The sequence below is a fragment of the Rhizobium sp. NPDC090279 genome (genome assembly GCF_044769665.1).
Lineage (GTDB): Bacteria > Pseudomonadota > Alphaproteobacteria > Rhizobiales > Rhizobiaceae > Rhizobium.
This window is the reverse complement of record NZ_JBIVYI010000007.1, coordinates 87,764-109,576: the sequence shown is the minus strand read 5'-3', so window position 1 is coordinate 109,576 and position 21,813 is coordinate 87,764. Positions and strand designations below refer to the sequence as shown.

The window sequence follows — 21,813 nt, the reverse complement described above, 5'->3', positions numbered from 1 at the left end:
AGCGTTGGATCATGTCGACATGGCCCATGCGGACGCTGCGCGGATTGTTGTGCGCCGTCGCCGCATGGGTGCCATCGTCCGCTGGCGCGGTCGAACTCGACATTTCCAAGCTCAGCAGCAATCTCGATCTGGCGTCGCTTGGCGACGCCGATCTTGCCGCCCGGGCGATCAACACCCTTCGCATCGGCAAGGTGGAGCTGACCTCCGGGCGCATTGTCGCCAGCGATCCGCTTGTCGGGCCTGATCGCCCGGCGCTCACCCGCACGGTTTCCCCCGGTGACTATCCCGTCACGCTGTATCAGGCGTTCGGCCGCATCGCCGCTGCCAGCATGCGCTTTGCTGAAGGCAAGCCAATGCGCTGGGAGCTGGCCGTGATCCCCGGCCAGGATATCAATTCGCTGAAGGGCGACGAGTTCTTCGGCTATCCGGTGGATGCCGGTCTCGGTTGTTATATGGATGCCGATACTTACGCGCTGATCCAGGAACGCGAAAAGCAGGTCCAGACCGAGAAGTCCTCGTCGGATGTCAACTACTACGACGATGTCCTGGCTTCGGAACTGGGAGCGAATAACGACAAATACACCATGCATCGGCCGATAGCGGGCAAGCGCGGCAATGTCGCCGTCTTCTGGAGCGGCTGGGGCGACGGTTTCTATCCGGTTTTCTGGGGGCTCGATGCCGACGGTCGGCCACTGGTTCTGTTTACCGATTTTGGCGTGACCGAAAATGCCGACGGCCGGCGCGAGCCGGGAGGACAATGACCATGCGGACAGAAAGCGCGATGGCACGGCGTACTCCTCTATGCGGGGCGATACTGGCCTTTATCGTCAATCCCTTGCCTGCGTATTCGGCTGAATGCGTGCAGGAAAAGGCCGTCTACGGCGATATGGACAATGCCTACGAGTTGCGTTTCGAGCCCATGGGCTCGGAATCGTCCGTCAGCAACAAGTTCAAATTCTCGGTGCGCAACACCGCCATCATCGCAGAAGGCATCGTCATGCGCGGCGAGGATCAACCGAGTGCTGATGGCAGGATCATGTTCGAATGCCCGGAGGGCGATGTGACCGGGGCGGATCTCAGAGCCTGCACCGTCTGGCAGGGCATGATCTACGCCTCCGACCTGAAGGGCCATATCCGCGCATTGCCGGCAGAGGGCGAAAGTGCGGCCGACCGGCTTTTCCTGCCGGCGCTCGGTCCCTCGATCCAGAAGTCGTCCCTCTGGGGCAAGGGCAAGGCGACCGTCGCGCCCTGGGATGTCCTTAGTCTGAAAGGATGCAATCAATGATCGGCGATGCACCTGTTCTTCTCGTGACCGGCGGCAGCCGCGGCATCGGCGCTGCGGTTTGCTTGGCTGCCGTTCAGCATGGCTGGGCCGTGGCGGTCAACTACGCGTCCAACAAGGATGCGGCCGAAGCGGTGGTGGGGACGATCCGCGACGCCGGCGGCGAGGCGATTGCGATCGCCGGTGATGTCGGCAAGCCCAAGGACATCAAATCCATCTTCGCCAAGGTCGACGCGCATTTCGGCCGCATCGATGGCCTCGTCAACAATGCCGGCATCGTCGATGCTATCCAGCGCCTGGACGAGATGACGCCTGAGCGGATCGACCGCATGTTCCGCATCAACGTCACCGGTTCGATGCTGGCAGCGGCCGAAGCCGTGCGCCGCATGTCGACCCGGCATGGCGGCAAGGGCGGGGTGATCGTCAATGTCTCTTCCATGGCCGCCACACTTGGCGGTGGCGGGCAATATGTCGATTATGCCGCCTCGAAGGGCGCGATTGATACGTTCACCGTCGGCCTTGCGCGTGAGGTGGCGGCGGAAGGCATCCGCGTCAATGCCGTCCGCCCGGGCATCATCGATACGGATATCCATGCGGCTGCCGGCCTGCCGGATCGTGCGCGCGATATCGCGCCGCAACTGCCGATGAAGCGGGCGGGAACGGCCGATGAGGTCGCAGACGCCATCCTCTATCTGCTCAGCCCGCACGCATCCTATATAACCGGCGCCGTGGTCGACGTGAGCGGCGGCCGCTGATCAGAATGGATAGGTGACATGCAGTATATTCTCGAATTTCTCGGCCTGATGGCGGTGTTCTCGATTTTCATCGTCATGCCTGGCGCCGATTTTGCCGTCATCCTGCGCCAGAGCATCGTGCATGGCCGCCGCGCCGCCATAATGACCGGGCTCGGCATGGGCTTCTCGCTGCTCTTCCACATCAGCTATACCATTCTCGGCCTTGGCCTGATTGTCTCGCAATCGCTTGTCCTGTTCAGCCTGATCAAATGGGCCGGCGTGGCCTATCTCGTCTATCTCGGCATCAAATCGTTCCGCCAGCCTGGCTTCCAGGTGAAGGAGGTTGAGATCACCGAGGAAGACCGCAAGCCGGTTTCCGTCTGGCGTTGCCTGGCGACTGGTTTCATCACCAATGCGCTCAACCCGAAGCCGGTGCTGTTCTTCCTGTCGCTGTTTTCGACGCTGGTGCATCACGATACGCCGGCCTTGATCCAGTTCAGCTATGGCATCGGCATGGCGACGGCGCTTGTCGCCTGGTTTGCCGGCGTCTCCACGTTCTTCACCGTCAAGCCGGTCCGCGATCGCTTCATCGCTTCGGGCAAGTGGTTTAACCGCATCACCGGAGCGGCGCTGGTCGGCTTCGGCATCCGCCTCGCCTTGGCACGGGCGACCGACTAACAAAAGATACCAAACAAGGAAATTAAAACATGTCCTACGATGTGATCATTATCGGAACCGGCCCCGGCGGCTATGTCTGCGCAGTCAAGGCAGCGCAGCTTGGCCTGAAGGTCGCGGTCGTCGAAAAGCGCGCGACCTATGGCGGCACCTGCCTCAACGTCGGCTGCATTCCGTCCAAGGCGCTGCTGCACGCTTCCGAAGTGTTCCATCATGCCGGCCATGGCATGGATGCGCTCGGCGTCGAGGTTGCCGCGCCGAAGTTGAACCTTGGCAAGATGCTGGCGCACAAGGATGCGACGGTGAAGTCGAATGTCGACGGCGTCGCCTTCCTGTTCAAGAAGAACAAGATCGATGCCTTCCAGGGCACCGGCAAGATCGTTGCCGCCGGCAAGGTTGCCGTCACGGCCGACGACGGCAAGGTCACCGAGATCGAGGGCAAGAACATCGTCATCGCCACCGGCTCCGACGTTGCGGGCATTCCGGGCGTGCCGCTCGAAATCGACGAAAAGGTCATCATCTCGTCGACCGGCGGCATCGCGCTCGACAAGGTGCCGGGCAAGATGATCGTGGTCGGCGGCGGCGTCATCGGTCTCGAGCTCGGCTCGGTCTGGTCGCGTCTCGGCGCCAAGGTCACGGTCGTCGAATATCTCGACAGCATCCTCGGTGGCATGGACGGCGAAGTCTCCAAGCAGTTTCAGCGCATGCTGGCCAAGCAGGGCATCGAATTCCATCTCGGCGCCAAGGTTGTCGGCGTTGAGAAGTCCGGCAATGGCGCGAAGGTCACCTTCGAGCCGGTCAAGGGCGGCGACAAGGTCGTGCTCGATGCGGATGTCGTGCTGGTCGCTACCGGCCGCAAGCCGTACACGGCGGGCCTCGGCCTGGAAGAGGCTGGTGTCGTGCTCGACAATCGTGGCCGCGTCGAGATCGACGGTCACTTCAAGACAAATGTCGTCGGCATCTATGCGATCGGCGATGTGGTGAAGGGCCCGATGCTGGCGCACAAGGCCGAAGACGAGGGTGTCGCGCTTGCCGAAATTCTCGCCGGCCAGGCCGGTCATGTGAACTACGACGTCATTCCGAGCGTCGTCTACACCCAGCCGGAAGTCGCCTCCGTCGGCAAGACCGAGGAAGAGCTGAAGGCCGCGGGCGTTGCCTACAAGGTCGGCAAGTTCCCGTTCTCGGCCAACGGCCGCGCCCGCGCCATGCTGGCGACGGATGGCTTCGTCAAGATCCTCGCCGACAAGGAAACCGACCGCGTTCTCGGCGGTCACATCGTCGGCTTCGGCGCCGGCGAGATGATCCACGAGATCACCGTACTGATGGAATTCGGCGGTTCGTCGGAAGATCTCGGCCGCACGTGCCATGCGCATCCGACGATGTCGGAAGCCGTCAAGGAAGCGGCACTCGCGACCTTCTTCAAGCCGATCCACATGTAAGAATCGGCGGCCCCGGCGCAACAGGCGCCGGGATTGCAATGCTTGCTCGATGATGCGATGAACGGCAACACTCCCGCATCGCATCATCGACTCGATCTCATCAGCAAAGCAAGCATGTCACGTCAGATCTCATCCTTTCGCGCATCTCTAAAACTCCTCATTGCAACGACGCTCGCAATCCTCGCGACCGTTGCAGTCCCGGCTCACGCCGAAGTGCCGGCTGCCGGCTGGCCGCAAGCGGTCAGCGACCTGCCGGTGGAGCAGGGCATCCGTTTCGGGACCCTGCCGAACGGGATGCGCTTTGCGGTCATGCACAACGCGACGCCGGCCGGTCAGGTGGCGATCCGCTTCCGCATTGGGGCCGGCTCGCTGCAGGAGCGCGACGATCAGCAGGGCCTGGCGCATTTTCTCGAGCATATGGCCTTCAAGGGATCGACCCATGTTCCCGAAGGCGAGATGATACGCACGCTTCAGCGCCTGGGTCTGGCTTTCGGCGCGGATACCAATGCCTCTACGAGCTATGGCGAAACGGTCTATGCGCTCGATCTGCCCGAAGCCGATGCGGAGACGGTTTCCACCGGCCTGATGCTGATGCGCGAGACGGCGAGCGAGCTGACGCTCGATGCCGGCGCCTTCGACCGCGAGCGCGGCGTTATCCTTTCGGAAGAGAAGCTGCGCGACACGCCGCAATATCGCGCCGGGACCGGCTTCCTCACTCAGCTGCTGCCGGGCCAGCGCGTGCCGCTGCGCTCGCCCATCGGCAAGACCGACATCATCAGTAATGCCCCTGTCGATCTGTTGCGGGATTTCTACCGCAGCTATTATCGCCCCGAGCGGGCCACCCTGATCGTCGTCGGCGATATCGACGCGGCAGCCATCGAAGCCGATATCCGCAACCGGTTCGGCAATTGGGCTGCCGCTACGCCGGCGCCGGCCGATCCTGATCTTGGCATGCTCCAGAAGCATGGAGAGCGCGTCGGTACGGTCGTCGTGCCCGGCGGCGCGACCCGTGTGCAGATCGCCTGGACGCGACCCTACGACGCTTCGGCGGATATGGCTGCCAAGCGCCGCGCGCAGCTGGTCGAGGACATTGGCCTTGCCGTTCTCAACCGGCGCCTGTCCGTGCTGGCGCAACAGCCCGATCCGGCCTTCGTCAGCGCGCAGGCTGGTTCGCAGGATCTGCTGAAATCAGCCCATCTAGCGATCATTGCCGCCGACAGCGATCCCGCTAAATGGCAGATGGCACTTGCGGCCATCGACCAGGAACAGCGCCGCATCGCGCAATTCGGCGCCGACCAGAGCGAGATCGATCGCGAAATTGCCGAATACCGTTCCACTCTGCAGGCTGCTGCAGGTGGCGCCGCGACGCGCACGAGCCCCGACATTGCCGGATCGCTCAACTGGAGCGTCGGCGAAAACATGGTTTTCACCTCGCCAGCGGAAGATCTGGCGCTGTTCGATGCGGCGATGAAAGACCTGAGCGCCGATGAGGTCAACCAGGCTCTTCAGCGCGTCTTTGCCGGCAATGGTCCGCAACTCGTGCTGCAGATTCCTCAATTGCCCGATGGTGGGGATGCTGCGGTTGGGAAAGCCTATGCGGCCTCGCGCGCCGTGGCGGTGACAGCGCCGGAACATGTGGCATCGGTCGCATGGCCCTATACCGATTTCGGCAAGCCGGGCGATGTCGCCGAACGCCGCACGGTCGATGACCTCGGTGTGACAATGGTCCGCTTTGCCAATGGTGTCCGGCTGACGATCAAGCCGACCAAGTATCGCGTTGACGAGATACAAGTCCGCGCCGAGATCGGCCACGGCCGGCTGGACCTGCCGAATGACCGTCCGCTGCCGATCTGGGCAGCGCCGGCGCTGCCGCTCTCCGGCCTGAAGGCCATTAGCTATGACGACATGCAAAAGGCCTTTGCCGCAAAGGTCGTCGGCGCGGATTTCGCCATTCAGGACGCCGCCTTCAAATTCGAGGGCACGACGCGGCCGCGCGATCTACAGACGCAATTGCAGCTGCTGACGGCCTATGTTTCCGACGCAGCTTACCGTCCGGACGTCTTCAAGCGGGTTCAGCAAGCCTATCTGAACACGCTCCCCCAACTGCAGGCGACGCCGGGCAGCGTGGTCGGACGCGATCTTTCCGGTCTTCTCCATTCCGGTGATCCGCGCTGGACATTTCCGGACCGGACGCAACTGGTCGATGCCAAGCTGGAGGACTTCGAGGGCCTTCTGCAGCCCTCGCTTTCAAAGGGGCCGATCGAGGTTATCATCGCCGGCGATGTCGCGGTTGATGACGCCATTCGCCTGACGGCGCAGACCTTTGGCGCCTTGCCAGCCCGCGGCGGCGGGGCGGATCGTGTCGACGGTTCCGGCGTTCATTTTCCCGCGCCGACCACCGATCCCGTCGTCCTTCTTCACGACGGGCGAATCGACAGTGCGGGTGCCGCCGTTGCCATCCCGATCGGCGATTTCCTTTCCGATCTGCCGAGAGCAGCTGCCGCCAATGTAGCAGGCGCGATCCTGCAGAACCGCCTGATCGACCAGTTCCGCATCGCCGAGGGGGCGACCTATAGCCCTCAGGGTGAGGTCGACCTGTCGAGATCGATCCCCGGCTATGGTTTTGCCTATCTCTATGTCGAAACCACGCCCGCCAAGGTGGATCACTTTTTCGAGCTGGCAAACAAGATCACCGCCGATCTCGGCAACGGCGACGTTTCGCCCGACGAACTGACGCGGGCCAAGGTTCCGATTATCGAAGCGGTAAAGCGTTCGCAGCAGACCAACGGCTATTGGGTTCAGAGCCTTCGCGATGCCCAGACCGACCCGCGACGCCTGGACCGTATTCGCAGGAGCATCAGCGGTTACGAGGCCGTGACCGCCGAGGATGTCCGCGCCATCGCAACGACCTATCTGAAGCCGGGGACATCCTGGCGGTTGAAGATATTGCCGGCCAACGGATCGGCGGTGCGCTAGGCTGCTATCTGCCGGCCAAATTGCCGCAGTCGGCGTTTGCCGGTCGGGTCTGCTTGCAGCTTATGCTAGCTTGCAGGGATGGCAGATCAACGGACGAAGCGATGTCAGCAAGACCCGCGACGGTAAAGGCACACGTGCCGCATCCAGCGTTGCCCGGCGCGGATTGGGCGGATTGCTACGAACTGCAGATTCCGAAATTGGATATCTCGGCGATTGCCGCGGCTCGCGCCATGCTTGGCCGCTTTCCGTTGTGGGTAAGGCTTCTATTGCGATTGCGCGATGCGGTGACCGGTCCGTTCGGGTTGAGATCCACCCGGAGCCATCAGGCCGACGGACTGCAAAAGATCGGCTTCTTTCCTATCGTCAGCCAGTCTGACAATCAGATCGTTCTCGGTTTCGACGATCGGCATCTCGATTTTCGGGTCGTCATCGACGTGCGGGACGACGATGAGGGGCGCCGGCTCGTCGATGCGACCACGCTTGTCAGACGGAAGATATTGCTTGGCCGGATCTATATCGCGGTCATCGCGCCGTTCCACCGGCTGATCGTCGCGACGATGCTTGCTGATTTCGGCAAGCGCATACGGGTAATCAGTTCCCCGCCGTCACCGTAAAGCCCTGCTCGCGGAAGAGAGCCACGAGGCCCTGATCGCCGACGAGATGCAGCGCGCCGACGGCGATGAAGGCGTTGCCCTTGTCGAGAACCGGTGCCGCACGCTCTGCCATGACCTTGTTGCGATCGAGGATGATGCGCTGCTCGAAGGCGGCGGTATCGGCATCCGTGATCTTCTGGTCCGGCTCGATCACCTTCAGCATCGGGATCATCGCGCCAATATTGCCGTCGAGATAGAGATCGGTCATCGTTTCGTTGACGTCGTTGATCTTGTCGCCCAGCTCGAGCGTCTGCAGCAGCGATTTCAGATGCAGCGCGATCGGCAGGTCGCTCATGGCCTTGGCCTGCTCGGCAAGTGTCTCCAGTCCGACCACCTTCTTGCCTTCGGCGGCGGCATCGGTGGCGAGTTTCTGGTCGAGGAACTTTGCGCCTGCTGTCTTGCGGCGAACCTCGCAGCCGGTCATTTCGAATGAGCTCGAGATCAGCCAGGGCTGCATGCGGGAGACGGCGGCAAGGGCAATGCCGCGCTCCTTCAATCCTGCTTCAAGACGGGCATTGTCCTCCGGCGACAGATGCTGGCTGATGGTCGAGCCATCGGTGAGCATGGTGAGCGAAGGATTGGCGAAGAGGGCGGCGGCAGCCTTCTTGTCATCCAGGATCTCGTCGGACTCGACGACGATCGCGTCGGCCGAAGCGGCGGCTTCCGCCGCACCTTTTGGCATGGTGAGCACGCGCGAATCAGAGACATGCATGGTGCCGAGCAGCCAGGACGGCTTCAGGCCGGGTTTTTCGATCTTCCAGAAAATGCCCTTGCCGTTTTCCACCTTGTCGCCGGCGGCGATGATGGAGGCATATTTCGCCGGATCGCTCTTTTGAAGTTCGGCCATGAGATCCTTGCCGCCGCAGCTGTCGGACACCGCGCCCTCGGCATGTGCCGGTTGCAGCGTCAGCATGGTCGCGATCAGCAGGATGGCGAGCATGAGCGGAAAGGCCGTGGCAAGCCAGAGCAGGATATCGCCGAGCGTTGGCTTCATCGACCGCATCGTCTTGGACCCGAGGGCAGAAATCATTAGAATCTTCCGTTTGCAGAGGGCATGACCCCTAACGCCCGAAAGCGGCTTTCGGGAGGCATGCCGGGACATGGTTCTGCTTTACGCGCGCGAGACGGAGATTCCCTTAACGCGAGAGGTTAATCCTTCCTTATGCACGCGGATGGGCGCGGTCGTAGACTTCGAGCAGGCGCGAGGAATCGACGCCGGTATAGACCTGTGTCGTCGAAAGACTGGCGTGGCCGAGCAGCTCCTGAATGGTGCGCAGGTCGCCGCCTCCGGCCAGGAGATGGGTCGCGAAGGAATGGCGAAGCGCATGCGGCGTGGCGGTATCCGGCAGCCCGAAGGCACCGCGCAGCTTCTGCATCCCGTGCTGGATGATGCCCGGCTGCAGCTTGCCGCCGCGCGCGCCGCGAAAGAGCGCGCCGTCCGCATCGAGATGGTAAGGGCAGAGCTTGCGATATTGATCGACAGCTTCGACGACGATCGGCAGCAGCGGCACCAGCCTGGTCTTGTTGCCCTTGCCGGTGATGCGCAGCGAAGTGGCGCCTTGCGGAAAGTCCTGCGGCCTCAGATCCAGCGCTTCGGAGATGCGCAGGCCGCAGCCATAGAGCAGCGTCAGCACGGCGGCGTCGCGCGCGGCGATCCAGGGTTCCTCGTGCAGCTGCGCCTCGTCGCTGACGACGGTGATCGCCTGCCTGTCGGAGAGCGGCTTCGGCAGCGATTTCGGCTGTTTCGGCGAGCGTACCGCGGCAGCACCCGCGGCATTCACCAGACCCTTCTTTTCGAGATAGCGCAGCAGCGAGCGAAGGCCGGCAAGATTGCGCCCGAGCGAGCGCGCACCGGCGCCGTCCTTTCGGCGGGCGGCAAGAAAGGCGCGAAAGTCGGCGGGGCGGAGCGCATGAATATCCTCGATCGTCGCCGGACCACCGAGATGACCGGTGAGGAAGGCCAGGAACTGTCGCGTGTCGCGTTCATAGGCATTCAGCGTGTGGGCGGCCAGCCGTCGCTCGCGGCCGAGCGCGTCGAGCCAGCGGTTGCGTTCCGCCATCAACCCTGAGTCGGCGATGATCAACAATTCGTTCAGTGGAAAACCCCTTGAAATTCGGATCGCATCTGCCACTTTGAAGGAAGGAAGGTTATGGAATCGCTAACTTTCCCGTTGCTTCCGGTAGGTTTCCCCTCGTGCCGCGAGCGCAGCTGGACTTCAATGAAACTGCATATGGGCCGATCCCGGATCTCGGATGGTTCGGCCTCGATATGCGAGGCGCTTGTCATGCTTCGATCATATTCGATTGCGATAGAATATTTCCCAACCATTCAGGACTTTTCATGGCACGCCGCGGTTCGATAACTGCACTGGGACAGCTTGCAGAGGCGATCGCTTTGGTGTCTCAGGGCCAGCCCGGACATATTGTCGATACTTTGATCGCCGAGCGCGGTCAGAAGATCGTGCGCAATCCGCTCTGGCCGCTCATGCGCCCGTTTCTCTACACGCTGCTGCGCTACAACAAGGCAATCGAATTCGCCGATGACGTGGCGAAGCTTTCGGGCTTCCAGTGCTTCGAATATATGAGCGATCTGCTGCGGCTCGACATCGGCGTCACCCATGCCGACCGAATTCCGGCCTCTGGCGGCTTCATCCTCGTGAGCAACCACCCCACAGGCATTGCCGATGGTGTCGCTGTCTTCGATCTTCTGAAGTCGCGCCGGCCCGACATGATGATCTTTGCCAATCGCGATGCTGTTCGGGTCAATCCGCGTTTCGCCGAGATGATCATTCCGGTCGAATGGCGCGAGGAATATAAGAGCAAGCCGAAGACGCGCGAGACGCTGCAACTGACCAACCGGGCCGTCGCGGAGGGCAAGGTCACCGTGCTCTTCCCATCCGGCCGCATCGCCTATTGGGCGAACGGCAAGCTGAACGAGCGTCCCTGGAAGACATCGGCCGTGGGCCTGGCGCGCAAATACAACCTGCCGATCCTGCCCGTGCATCTGACGGCGCGCAATTCCGGTCTGTTCTACTGGTTCGCCAAATGGTCGACCGAGCTGCGCGACATGACCGTCTTTCATGAGCTGTTGAACAAACGCGGCGACCGGTTCGATTTCCTCGTCGGCAATCTCATTCCCGTCGAGCATCTGGATGGCGACGTCAATGAAGTGACGAAGGCGCTGGAGAAGCACACGGTCGTCGACCTTGCGGCGGATGGCAACGCAGCTTTCGCGCCGCTCGTTTCCCCCCGGCAGGACGAGGCCCTGGTTTCGCATTCTCTTTAATACGGGAATCGGCTAAACCCTCCGGCATGCAACTTCGCTCCATGTTTGCCCGGAATTATCGCTCCCTGCGCTCGATCCGCATGGATCTGGCCGATGTCAATTTGTTCATCGGCGAGAACGGCGTCGGCAAATCCAACCTCTATCGCTCGTTGCAGTTGGTGCAGGCGGCGGTTCGCGGTCGGCTGGCGCATGAGATATCAAGCGAAGGCGGCATGTTCTCGGCCATGTGGTCGGGCAAGCGGCGTTCGCATGAGTCCGCGCGCATCCGTTTCGATGTCGAACTCCTCGACACGGAGAGGGCAGCGACCTTCCGCTACTGGATCGAGGCGGGCATGCGTCCACCGGGTGCTGCCGGTTTCTCGCTCGAGCCGGAAATTAAGGCCGAAGAACTTTCGTTCGAAGGCGGGCGTCGGCCGGTGACGATGATGAAGCGCGAAGGGGCCGGTATTTCGGTGCGCGGCGAGACTGGCCGTATGGAAGCCTATCGCGAGCAGGCTTTGCCGTCGGAAACTGCGATCGCGCTACTTGGTGATGCCGGACATTATCCGGAGATCGGCACGTTCCGCCGCGCTGTCGACGCCTGGCGCTTCTTTCATGGCTTCCGCACTGATCGCGGCTCGCCGCTGCGCGCACCGTGCCTTGCGGTCACGTCGCCGATGCTGGACGAGGATGGTGGCAATATTGCCGCCGTTTTCGCCACGCTCGCGCATATACGAGGAGACACGGTCGAGCTGGACCGGGTTCTTGCGGCAGCGCTCGGTGGAGCGCGGCTCGTTGTGCCCACGCCGGAGGAAACGGCTGATTTCGGGCTGATGCTGCCCGAATTTCCCAACCGCGTCTTCCAGCCGCGCGAATTATCAGACGGCCAGATCCGCTTCCTTGGTCTTGCCGCGGCCCTGATGTCCTACCGCCTGCCGCCGCTGATCGCGCTCAACGAGCCGGAGGCGAGCCTGCATCCTGACATGCTGCCACCGCTCGCCGACATGATCGCGCAAGCCGCGAAAACGAGTCAGGTCTGGATCGTCACCCATTCCGAGGTTCTGGCGCAGGCCGTGCGCGAGCGCTGCGGGGCAAAACCGCGCCGGGTCATCCGCGAGGACGGTTCCACCTGGATCGACGGCATGCGGCTGACCGGCGAGATCGACGATGACGACGAATAGCGACCGTCCGGCGGCTGTTTCATTTTTTACCACATGGAAAAATCCCAAAAGGAATTTTTGAAATGACCTCTTTGAGCAGGGCCGCTTTGTTGACCGATCTAGCCACCATGATTGCGAGCCTCGAGCCGGCACGGCCGATCCGCATTGCGATCGACGGCCGGACGGCGTCGGGCAAGACTACGCTCGCGAACGAACTGGCCGAGTGCCTGAAGGTCAGCGGGCGGGACACCATCCGCACCTCGATCGATGGCTTCCATCGGCCGAAGGTGGAGCGCTATGCGCGCGGCCGGCACTCCGCCGAGGGCTATTACCACGATGCTCGCGATCTTCCCGCGATCAATGCACTGCTGCTCAAGCCCCTGGGGCCGGGCGGCGATCAATGGTATCGCACGGCATCCTTCGATCTGCACAATGACGTGCCGATCGAACAGGACCCGCAATTTGCGCCAGCCGACGCGATCCTCATCGTCGACGGCACCTTTCTGCAGCGGCCGGAGCTGCGGGAAGGCTGGGACCTCGCCATCTTCGTCGAAACCTCGGAGCAGGTATCCGAGCAGCGCGGCATTGCGCGCGACACCGCGCTTCTGGGCGGAACGGAGACGACCCGCCAGCTTTATGCCGACCGCTATCGGCCGGCGTTTGCGCTATATGAGAGTTTGGCTGCGCCCGCTCTTTCCGCCGATGCGATTATCAACAATGACGATTTTGAGCGGCCGACGCTTCAGATTCGCGAGGGTGGCAGGCTTTCTGGGGTGTTGTGAGATCTTTGGTATTCACGGAGTTTGGTAGCGGATGAGACCAAATTGAGCAGAGCCATTCATTGCAACTTTATGCCAGTGACGCCGCCAGTTTGTATCATTATAGTTGCGTTCACCATTAAGTCATTTGATATAGGCGAGAAGATGCAATGCGAAATAAAATGCACCCGGAAATGCGCGGCGTGTTGGCCCGATTCTCGCTTTGGATAGCGAATGGAACCGTAGGGTATCCTATCTTGGAAGGCATCGACTATTCTGATGTTCTGAAAGAACCAAGCGCCATGGAGATGGTCTATACAGTCTTCACCAACAATCTGGAACTTGACGAGAACGGCGTTCCTCTCAATTCGCGCCATTGCGAAGAGCGTGCCGCTCAATGGCTGCGGCACTACTGCGACCCTGCCTATAAAGTGGAGCCACCTTTTGCAGAATTTGAATATGAGGGCCACCGCCCGCCAGTTTTAAAAAATGCCCCGGACTGGAGGCCCGAACGCTAAAGATAAATCCGCAGTCATCCTCGTCGGCAACGTTCTGATCTCTCACCGCAATGGGCTGATAATGGTCATTGACGACATTGCTCTATAGGGGTCGGATACTCACTGCAGCTACAGACCGCTCGCATTTTGCAAGCCGCCGCTCGCCACTCCCGGGTTTCTTTTTCTGCCCTTCCGGCAGCATGGTCTGGCGCGATGAGCAAAGATTCTTCCGATCTGTTCGGTGCGCTTTTCGAGGTGGCCCCCGCAAAACCTGTGATGAGCCGCATGGCTCCCGTTCTCGTGCCGATGCCGGCCGCGGGGACGATGTGGAGCTGCAGCATTGGCTGCTGTCGATCACATCGAAATCCGGATAGCCTCCGGTTTCCACTCGACGCGAAATCGAATAATCTTTCTTTCTGTTAGCGATGGCCAACGAGAGCATTGGGGATGTCTATGCAGCCGATCTACTACGGGCTCACCAGGGCGGTTGCGCTAGGCATTCTGGTTGTTTTTCCCGCCGTTTCCCTTGTTTCTTGCTCGACGTTCGGCGGAACTGGCGGTCAACCCCGTTCCGTGATCGCGAGCAAGTCGACGGCTTCTGCCAAAGACAAGGCGGCCGAGCGTCGGCGATGGGAAGACAGAGTCCAACGGGATAATCAGCTAGATCCAAGCGGATCGGCGCCGGGGTCCTATGGCTCTTTCGGTCCTCGTTTCACCTGGTGAGCGAGAGATTTTCAAACGGCTCGGCTCATTGTGCGCGGTGTATTGTTCACACGTTATCGGTAGATTTTGATGCGCCGGTGGGGCAACGCTGCGCCAAAAGCCGGGTTTCCTTTTGCGCCCGTCCGGGGCATGGTCTGGCGCAATGAGCAAGGATTCTTCCGATCTGTTCGGTGCGCTTTTCGAGGCGGCGCCCGCGAAGCCTGTGATGAACCGCACGGTTCCCGTTCTCGTGCCGATGCCGGCGCCGAGGGCCTATTCCTATGCCGTGCCTGAAGGCATGGCGGTGGAGCCGGGGTCGGTCGTGCAGGTGCCGCTCGGGCCGCGGCAGGTCATCGGCGTCGTCTGGGATGGTGATGACGATGGCGGGGTCGATCCGAAGAAGCTTCGGCCGATCAGCCATGTGTTCGATTGCCCGCCGCTCGGCAAGCATATGCGCGATTTCGTCGATTGGGTTGCGACTTACACGCTGTCGCCGCCGGGGCTGGTGGCGCGCATGGCCTTGCGCGCGCCTGCCGCCTTCGATCCCGAACCGATGGTGGAGGGGTTGCGGTTCATCGGCGGGCTGCCGGAGCGGCTGACGCCGGCCCGCGCCAAGGTGATGGAGATTGCCGCCGACGGCCTGTCGTGGACGCGGCTTGGCCTGGCGCATGCGGCCGGCGTTTCCACCAGCGTCGTCGACGGGCTGATCTCGCAGGGTATTTTCGAGACCATCTTCCTACCGCCGCCGCCCGTCGTCGCCAAGCCCGATCCTGAATTCATTCCGTCCCGGCTGGAAGGCCCGCAGAAGGATGCCGCCGACGAGATCCTGGCCGATGTACGCAAGGGCGAATTCGCGGTTTCGCTGATCGACGGCGTCACCGGCTCGGGCAAGACGGAGGTCTATTTCGAGGCCATCGCCGAAACGCTGAGGCGCGGCAAGCAGGTGCTTATCCTCCTGCCTGAAATCGCGCTGACCGCAAGCTTTCTCGAACGTTTTCAGGATCGCTTCGGCGCCAAGCCGGCCGAATGGCATTCCGATCTTGCACCCAAGATGCGCGAAAAGGTCTGGCGCCAGGCCGTGACGGGCGAGGTCAGGGTCGTGGCCGGTGCGCGCTCGGCGCTGTTCCTGCCTTTCGAGGATCTCGGGCTCATCATTGTCGACGAAGAACATGATCCTGCCTACAAGCAGGAGGACCGCGTCTATTACAATGCGCGCGACATGGCCGTTGTGCGCGGCCGCATCGGCGATTTCCCCGTCGTGCTGGTCTCCGCCACGCCCTCCGTCGAAAGCCAGGTCAACGGCCAAAGCGGCCGCTACACGACAATCCACCTGCCGACGCGCTATGGCGATGCGGCCCTTCCCGACCTGCATCTGATCGACATGCGCCGCCACGCGCCGGAGCGCGGCGGGTTCCTTTCACCCGTCATGATCCGCGCGATCGGCAAGACGGTCGCCAAGGGCGAGCAGGCGCTGTTGTTCCTCAACAGGCGCGGTTACGCGCCGCTGACGCTATGTCGGGTCTGCGGCCATCGCTTCCAGTGCCCGCAATGTTCAAGCTGGCTGGTGGAGCACCGGTTTCGCGGCCAGATCCAGTGCCATCAATGCGGTTACGCTGAGCGCACGCCGGAAGCCTGCCCCGAATGCGGCACGCTCGACCATCTCGTTGCCTGCGGGCCGGGCGTCGAGCGCATCGCCGAGGAGGTGGAGCGGCATTTTCCCGAAGCGCGGACAATCATGCTGTCTTCCGACATCATGGGCGGGGTCAAGCGGCTGAGACTGGAGCTCGATGCGATCGCCAAAGGCGAGGCCGATATCGTCATCGGCACGCAGCTCGTCGCCAAGGGGCATAATTTTCCGCTGATGACGCTGGTCGGCATTGTCGACGCCGATCTAGGCCTTGCCAATGGCGATCCGCGCGCCGCCGAGCGGACATTCCAGCTTTTGTCACAGGTGACGGGGCGTGCCGGGCGAACCGGCCTGAAGAGCCACGGGTTGCTGCAGACCTACCAGCCGCAGCATCCCGTCATGCAGGCGATCGTGTCGGGCGATGCCGGCGCCTTTTACGAGCGCGAGATTTCCGAGCGGGAGAGGGCGATATTGCCGCCCTTCGGCCGGCTCGCCTCGATCATCGTCTCCGCCGATAGCAGGCAGGATGCCGAGACCCATGCCCGCGGCATACGCAATGCGGCGCCGCAGGTCTCGGGTATCTCGGTGCTCGGGCCGGCCGAAGCGCCGATCGCGCTTGTGCGCGGCCGTCACCGCTTCCGCCTGCTCGTGCATGGCCGGCGCAATTCCGATATGCAGGGGTTCCTCAGGGCCATGCTGGCGCAGTCGCCTAGGGAGCGCGGTTCGGTGCAGGTGCAGCTCGATATCGATCCGCAAAGCTTTCTGTGATTGACGCGGCAGATATCCAGGCTCAGCCTTCCCCTTGCGGCGCGGATCATGCCATAAGTCGGCCGTCTCATTTACGTGATTTGCGCGCGGCTGATATTGGGGGCGACCGATGGAGCTTTATTTTCCGACCGAATTCGGCGAGCGGCTTGCCTACTGTTCTGCCGCGGTCACCGCGCTGATCGGTCTCTTCCTGCTGTTTGCGCCGGGTTACACCTACCGCTTCCTCAAACTGCAGGTGAAGGAAGGGCGGTCTGAAGCCTATGCCGAAGCGCGCTCGGCCGGCGGCTTCATGGTCGGCTTCGGGCTGGTGGCGATCCTGCTCGCACAGCCGATGATCTATCTCGCGCTCGGCGCGGCCTTCGGTGTCGCGGCTTTCGGTCGCATCCTGTCGCTAATGTCGGATCGCGGCAGCATATTTTTGAGTCTTCTCCTTCTGGTTGTGCAAGCTGTACTGGCGGCGCTACCTTTTCTCTATGGGCTTGGCTATATTTGAGCCAAAAACTGCTCCGACGCGGCCTCTTTTGCCCGCGCTATCCCCATGCTTTTCGAATTTTGACATCATAAATTCGCCCGAATGGCGTATTCGTCGATTACGCGTGTTGCGAGTCTCAATATCCTATGTTAGACGAACCCCGAATTTCGGATGAGGCGGGAGAGCACTCCTGCTGATTTCTGGGGGAAATCAAAACGAATTCAAGAGCATATCGCTTCCGTCACCCGGAAGTTTGGTTCTTGGGTTGAAATCAGGGAATTTTGTGCCCGTGGCAGACACATCCCAGCATATTTCTGGTGTCGCAGAACGATATGCCTCGTCATTGTTTGAATTGGCCCTTGAGGAGGGCGCAGTCCCGGCAGTGACCGCCGATCTCGATCGGTTCCAAGCCATGCTTGACGACAGCGATGATCTGAAGCGTTTCGTGCTCAGCCCGGTCTTCTCGGCCGAGGAGCAGGTCGGCGCGATCCAGGCGCTGGCGACCAAGGCAGGCTTCGGCGCTTACGTTACCAATTTTCTGAAGCTTGTGGCCAGCAATCGGCGCCTTTTTGCGCTGCCGGGCATGATCAAGGCTTTCCGCATTATCGCCGCGCAGCATCGTGGCGAGATTTCCGCCGAGGTTACCTCGGCGCATGCGCTGACCAAGGCGCAGGAAGATGAACTGAAGGCGGCGCTGAAGGGCGTTACCGGCAAGGACGTGGCGATTGCCGTCACGGTCGATCCGTCGATCCTCGGTGGTCTGATCGTCAAGGTCGGTTCGCGCCAGATCGATACGTCCCTTCGCACCAAACTCTCCACCCTTAAGCTTGCATTGAAAGAGGTCGGCTGATGGATATCCGCGCCGCGGAAATTTCCGCAATTCTGAAAGATCAGATCAAAAACTTCGGCAAAGAAGCTGAAGTCTCCGAAGTCGGCCAGGTTCTTTCCGTCGGTGACGGTATCGCCCGCGTCTACGGTCTGGATAACGTCCAGGCCGGCGAAATGGTCGAATTCCCGGGCGGCATTCGCGGCATGGCGCTGAACCTTGAAGCCGACAATGTCGGCGTGGTCATCTTCGGATCGGACCGCGACATCAAGGAAGGCGACACCGTCAAGCGCACCGGCGCGATCGTCGACGTTCCGGTCGGTCCGGAACTGCTCGGCCGCGTCGTCGATGCTCTCGGCAATCCGATCGACGGCAAGGGCCCGATCAACGCGACCCGCCGCTCGCGCGTCGACGTCAAGGCTCCGGGCATCATTCCGCGCAAGTCGGTTCATGAGCCGATGTCGACCGGCCTCAAGGCTATCGATGCTCTGATCCCGGTTGGCCGCGGCCAGCGCGAGCTCGTCATCGGCGACCGCCAGACCGGCAAGACCGCCATCATTCTCGACACGATCCTGAATCAGAAGGCCATCCACGATGCCGGCCCGGACAGCGAAAAGCTGTACTGCGTCTACGTCGCCGTCGGCCAGAAGCGTTCGACTGTCGCTCAGTTCGTCAAGGTGCTCGAAGAGCGCGGCGCGCTGAAGTACTCGATCATCGTTGCCGCGACGGCATCCGATCCGGCTCCGATGCAGTTCCTGGCTCCGTTTGCCGGTTGCGCCATGGGCGAATACTTCCGCGATAACGCCCAGCACGCCCTGATCGGCTATGACGACCTGTCGAAGCAGGCTGTTTCCTACCGTCAGATGTCGCTGCTGCTGCGCCGCCCGCCGGGCCGCGAAGCTTACCCGGGCGACGTTTTCTATCTCCATTCGCGTCTCCTCGAGCGCGCTGCCAAGATGAACGACGAGTTGGGCGCCGGCTCGCTGACCGCTCTGCCTGTCATCGAAACCCAGGGCAACGACGTTTCGGCCTTCATTCCGACCAACGTGATTTCGATCACCGACGGCCAGATCTTCCTCGAAACCGACCTGTTCTATCAGGGCATTCGTCCGGCCGTTAACGTCGGTCTGTCGGTTTCGCGCGTCGGCTCGTCCGCACAGATCAAGGCGATGAAGCAGGTTGCCGGCTCGATCAAGGGCGAACTTGCCCAGTATCGCGAAATGGCCGCCTTCGCGCAGTTCGGCTCGGACCTCGACGCCGCAACGCAGCGCCTGCTGAACCGCGGTGCCCGCCTGACCGAGCTTCTGAAGCAGCCGCAGTTCTCGCCGCTGAAGACGGAAGAGCAGGTTGCGGTGATCTTCGCCGGCGTCAACGGCTACCTCGACAAGATCGCCGTTCCGCAGATCGGCAAGTTCGAGCAGGGCCTGCTGTCCTACCTCCGGTCGGAAGGCAAGGAAATCCTCGACACGATCCGTACCGAAAAGGCCATCAGTGACGCGACCAAGGGCAAGCTCACCGCCGCTCTTGATAGCTACGCCAAGTCTTTCGCCTGATCGGGCCTCACTTCTAGGACGGATACCGGATGCCTTCACTTAAGGATCTGAAAAACCGGATCGCCTCCGTCAAGGCGACGCAGAAGATCACCAAGGCGATGAAAATGGTCGCCGCGGCGAAGCTTCGGCGTGCCCAGGAGGCGGCCGAGGCCGCGCGGCCCTATTCGCAGCGCATGGGCGCCGTTCTCGCCAACATCACGGCTGCCGTCAGCGATGCCGACGGCGCGCCTTTGCTGATGACCGGCACCGGCAAGAGCGATGTGCATCTGCTTGTGGTCTGCACGGCTGAACGCGGTCTTTGCGGCGGTTTCAATTCGCAGATTGCGCGCTTTGCCCGCGATCACGTTCGCAAGCTGCTCTCCGAAGGCAAGACCGTGAAGATCTTCACGGTCGGCAAGAAGGGCTACGACATTCTGCGTCGCGAGTATGCTTCTCTGATCATCGAGCGCAAGGAATTGCGCGACGTCAAGCGTATCGGTTTCGAGAATGCGGATGCCATCGGCAAGCGCGTCATCGAGATGTTCGAGGCTGGCGAGTTTGATGTCTGCACGCTGTTCTATTCCGAATTCAAGTCGGTGATCAGCCAGGTGCCGACCGGTCTGCAGCTCATTCCGGCATCGGCTCCGGCCGTTGTCGAAGAAGACGCCGCCCACAAGGGTGCTGTTTACGAATACGAGCCTGATGCGGCTTCGATCCTCGAGGATCTGATCCCGCGCAACATCTCCGTTCAGATCTTCCGCGCGCTTCTTGAGAACGTTGCGGGTGAAATGGGCGCCAAGATGAGCGCGATGGACAATGCGACGCGCAACGCCGGTGAGATGATCAACAAGCTGACACTGAACTACAACCGTCAGCGTCAGGCGCAGATCACCAAGGAATTGATTGAAATCATTTCGGGCGCGGAAGCGCTCTGAGGTTAGGAAAAGAGGGTAAGATTATGGCTGACGCAGCTAAGGCCGCAGGTTCGGTCGGCAAGGTTACGCAGGTGATCGGCGCCGTCGTCGACGTTTCTTTCGACGGCGATCTGCCGAAGATCCTGAACGCTCTCGAAACCAGCAACAACGGCAACCGCCTTGTTCTGGAAGTCGCGCAGCACCTCGGCGAAAACTCGGTCCGCACGATCGCCATGGATTCCACCGAAGGTCTGGTTCGCGGCCAGGCCGTTTCCGACACGGGTGCTCCGATCTCGGTTCCGGTCGGTCACGAAACGCTCGGCCGCATCATGAACGTCATCGGCGAGCCCGTTGACGAAGCCGGTCCGCTGGTTACCGCCCACAAGCGCGCCATCCACCAGGATGCTCCGTCCTACGTCGAGCAGTCCACGGAAGGCCAGATCCTGGTCACCGGCATCAAGGTCGTCGACCTGCTCGCACCTTATGCAAAGGGCGGCAAGATCGGCCTGTTCGGCGGCGCCGGCGTCGGCAAGACCGTTCTCATCATGGAACTGATCAACAACGTCGCCAAGGCGCACGGTGGTTATTCGGTATTCGCAGGCGTAGGTGAACGTACCCGCGAAGGTAACGACCTGTACCATGAAATGATCGAGTCCGGCGTCAACAAGCATGGCGGCGGCGAAGGCTCCAAGGCAGCCCTGGTTTATGGCCAGATGAACGAACCGCCGGGCGCCCGCGCTCGCGTCGCTCTGACCGGTCTGACCGTTGCCGAGAACTTCCGTGATGAAGGCCAGGACGTTCTGTTCTTCGTCGACAACATCTTCCGCTTCACCCAGGCAGGTTCGGAAGTGTCGGCTCTGCTCGGCCGTATTCCTTCGGCCGTTGGTTATCAGCCGACGCTCGCCACCGACATGGGTCAGATGCAGGAACGCATCACCACGACGACCAAGGGTTCGATCACCTCGGTTCAGGCCATTTACGTTCCGGCCGACGACTTGACCGACCCGGCGCCGGCTACCTCGTTCGCCCACCTGGACGCAACGACGGTTCTGTCGCGCTCGATCGCTGAAAAGGGTATTTACCCGGCCGTCGACCCGCTCGACTCCACCTCGCGCATGCTCGACCCGATGGTCGTTGGCGAAGAGCACTATGAAATCGCTCGTAAGGTTCAGTCGACGCTGCAGCGCTACAAGGCCCTGCAGGACATCATCGCCATCCTGGGCATGGACGAACTGTCGGAAGACGACAAGCTGGCCGTTGCCCGCGCCCGCAAGATCGAGCGCTTCCTGTCGCAGCCGTTCTTCGTCGCCGAAGTCTTCACCGGTTCGCCGGGCAAGCTCGTAGCACTCGAAGACACGATCAAGGGCTTCAAGGGCCTGGTCAACGGCGACTACGATCACCTGCCGGAAGCTGCCTTCTACATGGTCGGCTCGATCGAAGAAGCGATCGAGAAGGCCAAGAAGCTGGCTGCCTGATAAGGCCAATCCATCGGCGCGCGGCATTGCCCGCGCGCCCTTGCCTTGCGAATGAGAC

19 protein-coding genes are annotated in these 21,813 nt (G+C 61.6%); 17 read left to right on the top strand and 2 right to left on the bottom strand.

Features of this window, described 5'->3' with window-relative positions; translation table 11 throughout:
* Positions 1–11: 11 nt before the first annotated feature.
* From ACIQWP_RS18595 to ACIQWP_RS18565, 7 genes are all read left to right on the top strand, one after another.
* Positions 12–761 carry a DUF4241 domain-containing protein gene (locus ACIQWP_RS18595; protein WP_402790187.1) on the top strand — a complete coding sequence of 250 codons (750 nt, stop codon included), beginning with the start codon at positions 12–14 and terminating at the stop codon, positions 759–761.
* Positions 758–1,285, top strand: a complete 528-nt coding sequence (locus tag ACIQWP_RS18590) for a hypothetical protein (RefSeq protein ID WP_402790184.1) — start codon at positions 758–760, stop codon at positions 1,283–1,285. Before ACIQWP_RS18595 ends, ACIQWP_RS18590 begins: the two co-directional genes overlap by 4 nt.
* Positions 1,285–2,037 carry an SDR family oxidoreductase gene (locus ACIQWP_RS18585; RefSeq protein WP_402790996.1) on the top strand — a complete coding sequence of 251 codons (753 nt, stop codon included), beginning with the start codon at positions 1,285–1,287 and terminating at the stop codon, positions 2,035–2,037. The genes ACIQWP_RS18590 and ACIQWP_RS18585 overlap by 1 nt, the downstream gene beginning before the upstream one ends.
* Before the next feature lie 18 nt (positions 2,038–2,055).
* Entirely contained in the window at positions 2,056–2,694 is a 639-nt protein-coding gene (locus ACIQWP_RS18580; protein ID WP_402790181.1) for a LysE family translocator, read from the top strand.
* 29 nt (positions 2,695–2,723) lie between these two features.
* Positions 2,724–4,130, top strand: coding sequence for a dihydrolipoyl dehydrogenase (lpdA, locus tag ACIQWP_RS18575; protein ID WP_402790178.1), 1,407 nt, complete (start codon positions 2,724–2,726; stop codon positions 4,128–4,130).
* Positions 4,131–4,244: 114 nt separating this feature from the next.
* Entirely contained in the window at positions 4,245–7,106 is a 2,862-nt protein-coding gene (locus ACIQWP_RS18570; protein WP_402790175.1) for a M16 family metallopeptidase, read from the top strand.
* Positions 7,107–7,207: 101 nt separating this feature from the next.
* Positions 7,208–7,720 carry a DUF2867 domain-containing protein gene (locus ACIQWP_RS18565; protein ID WP_402790172.1) on the top strand — a complete coding sequence of 171 codons (513 nt, stop codon included), beginning with the start codon at positions 7,208–7,210 and terminating at the stop codon, positions 7,718–7,720.
* Here the strand turns inward: ACIQWP_RS18565 and ACIQWP_RS18560 are convergent.
* A complete protein-coding gene (locus ACIQWP_RS18560) occupies positions 7,698–8,789 on the bottom strand; it encodes a TraB/GumN family protein (RefSeq protein ID WP_402790169.1) in 1,092 nt (363 codons plus the stop codon). The two genes, ACIQWP_RS18565 and ACIQWP_RS18560, sit on opposite strands and share 23 nt — an antisense overlap.
* Before the next feature lie 130 nt (positions 8,790–8,919).
* On the bottom strand, positions 8,920–9,855 hold the full coding sequence (locus tag ACIQWP_RS18555) for a tyrosine recombinase XerC (RefSeq protein ID WP_402790993.1): 936 nt from the start codon (positions 9,853–9,855) through the stop codon (positions 8,920–8,922).
* Between the two features lie 245 nt (positions 9,856–10,100).
* Between ACIQWP_RS18555 and ACIQWP_RS18550 the strand changes: the two genes are divergently transcribed.
* The 10 genes from ACIQWP_RS18550 (at position 10,101) to atpD (ending at position 21,755) form a co-directional block, all read left to right on the top strand.
* Entirely contained in the window at positions 10,101–11,045 is a 945-nt protein-coding gene (locus tag ACIQWP_RS18550; protein ID WP_402790166.1) for a GNAT family N-acetyltransferase, read from the top strand.
* A gap of 26 nt (positions 11,046–11,071) precedes the next feature.
* A complete protein-coding gene (locus tag ACIQWP_RS18545; RefSeq protein WP_402790163.1) occupies positions 11,072–12,205 on the top strand; it encodes an AAA family ATPase in 1,134 nt (377 codons plus the stop codon).
* Positions 12,206–12,267: 62 nt separating this feature from the next.
* A complete protein-coding gene (locus tag ACIQWP_RS18540) occupies positions 12,268–12,966 on the top strand; it encodes a uridylate kinase (RefSeq protein WP_402790160.1) in 699 nt (232 codons plus the stop codon).
* Between the two features lie 233 nt (positions 12,967–13,199).
* A complete protein-coding gene (locus ACIQWP_RS18535) occupies positions 13,200–13,460 on the top strand; it encodes a hypothetical protein (RefSeq protein WP_402790157.1) in 261 nt (86 codons plus the stop codon).
* 844 nt (positions 13,461–14,304) lie between these two features.
* Positions 14,305–16,536: a primosomal protein N' gene (locus ACIQWP_RS18530; RefSeq protein WP_402790154.1), complete on the top strand. Its 2,232-nt coding sequence runs from the start codon at positions 14,305–14,307 to the stop codon at positions 16,534–16,536.
* A 109-nt stretch (positions 16,537–16,645) separates the two neighbouring features.
* A complete protein-coding gene (locus ACIQWP_RS18525; RefSeq protein WP_402790151.1) occupies positions 16,646–17,029 on the top strand; it encodes a DUF4345 domain-containing protein in 384 nt (127 codons plus the stop codon).
* A 262-nt stretch (positions 17,030–17,291) separates the two neighbouring features.
* Entirely contained in the window at positions 17,292–17,858 is a 567-nt protein-coding gene (locus tag ACIQWP_RS18520) for a F0F1 ATP synthase subunit delta (RefSeq protein ID WP_402790148.1), read from the top strand.
* Positions 17,858–19,387, top strand: a complete 1,530-nt coding sequence (gene atpA, locus ACIQWP_RS18515; protein ID WP_402790145.1) for a F0F1 ATP synthase subunit alpha — start codon at positions 17,858–17,860, stop codon at positions 19,385–19,387. Before ACIQWP_RS18520 ends, atpA begins: the two co-directional genes overlap by 1 nt.
* Positions 19,388–19,416: 29 nt before the next feature.
* Positions 19,417–20,301: a F0F1 ATP synthase subunit gamma gene (locus ACIQWP_RS18510; protein ID WP_068388937.1), complete on the top strand. Its 885-nt coding sequence runs from the start codon at positions 19,417–19,419 to the stop codon at positions 20,299–20,301.
* Between the two features lie 23 nt (positions 20,302–20,324).
* The gene (gene atpD / locus ACIQWP_RS18505; RefSeq protein ID WP_402790140.1) at positions 20,325–21,755 is read left to right on the top strand and encodes a F0F1 ATP synthase subunit beta; all 1,431 of its coding nucleotides are present in this window, start codon (positions 20,325–20,327) and stop codon (positions 21,753–21,755) included.
* Positions 21,756–21,813: the final 58 nt, after the last annotated feature.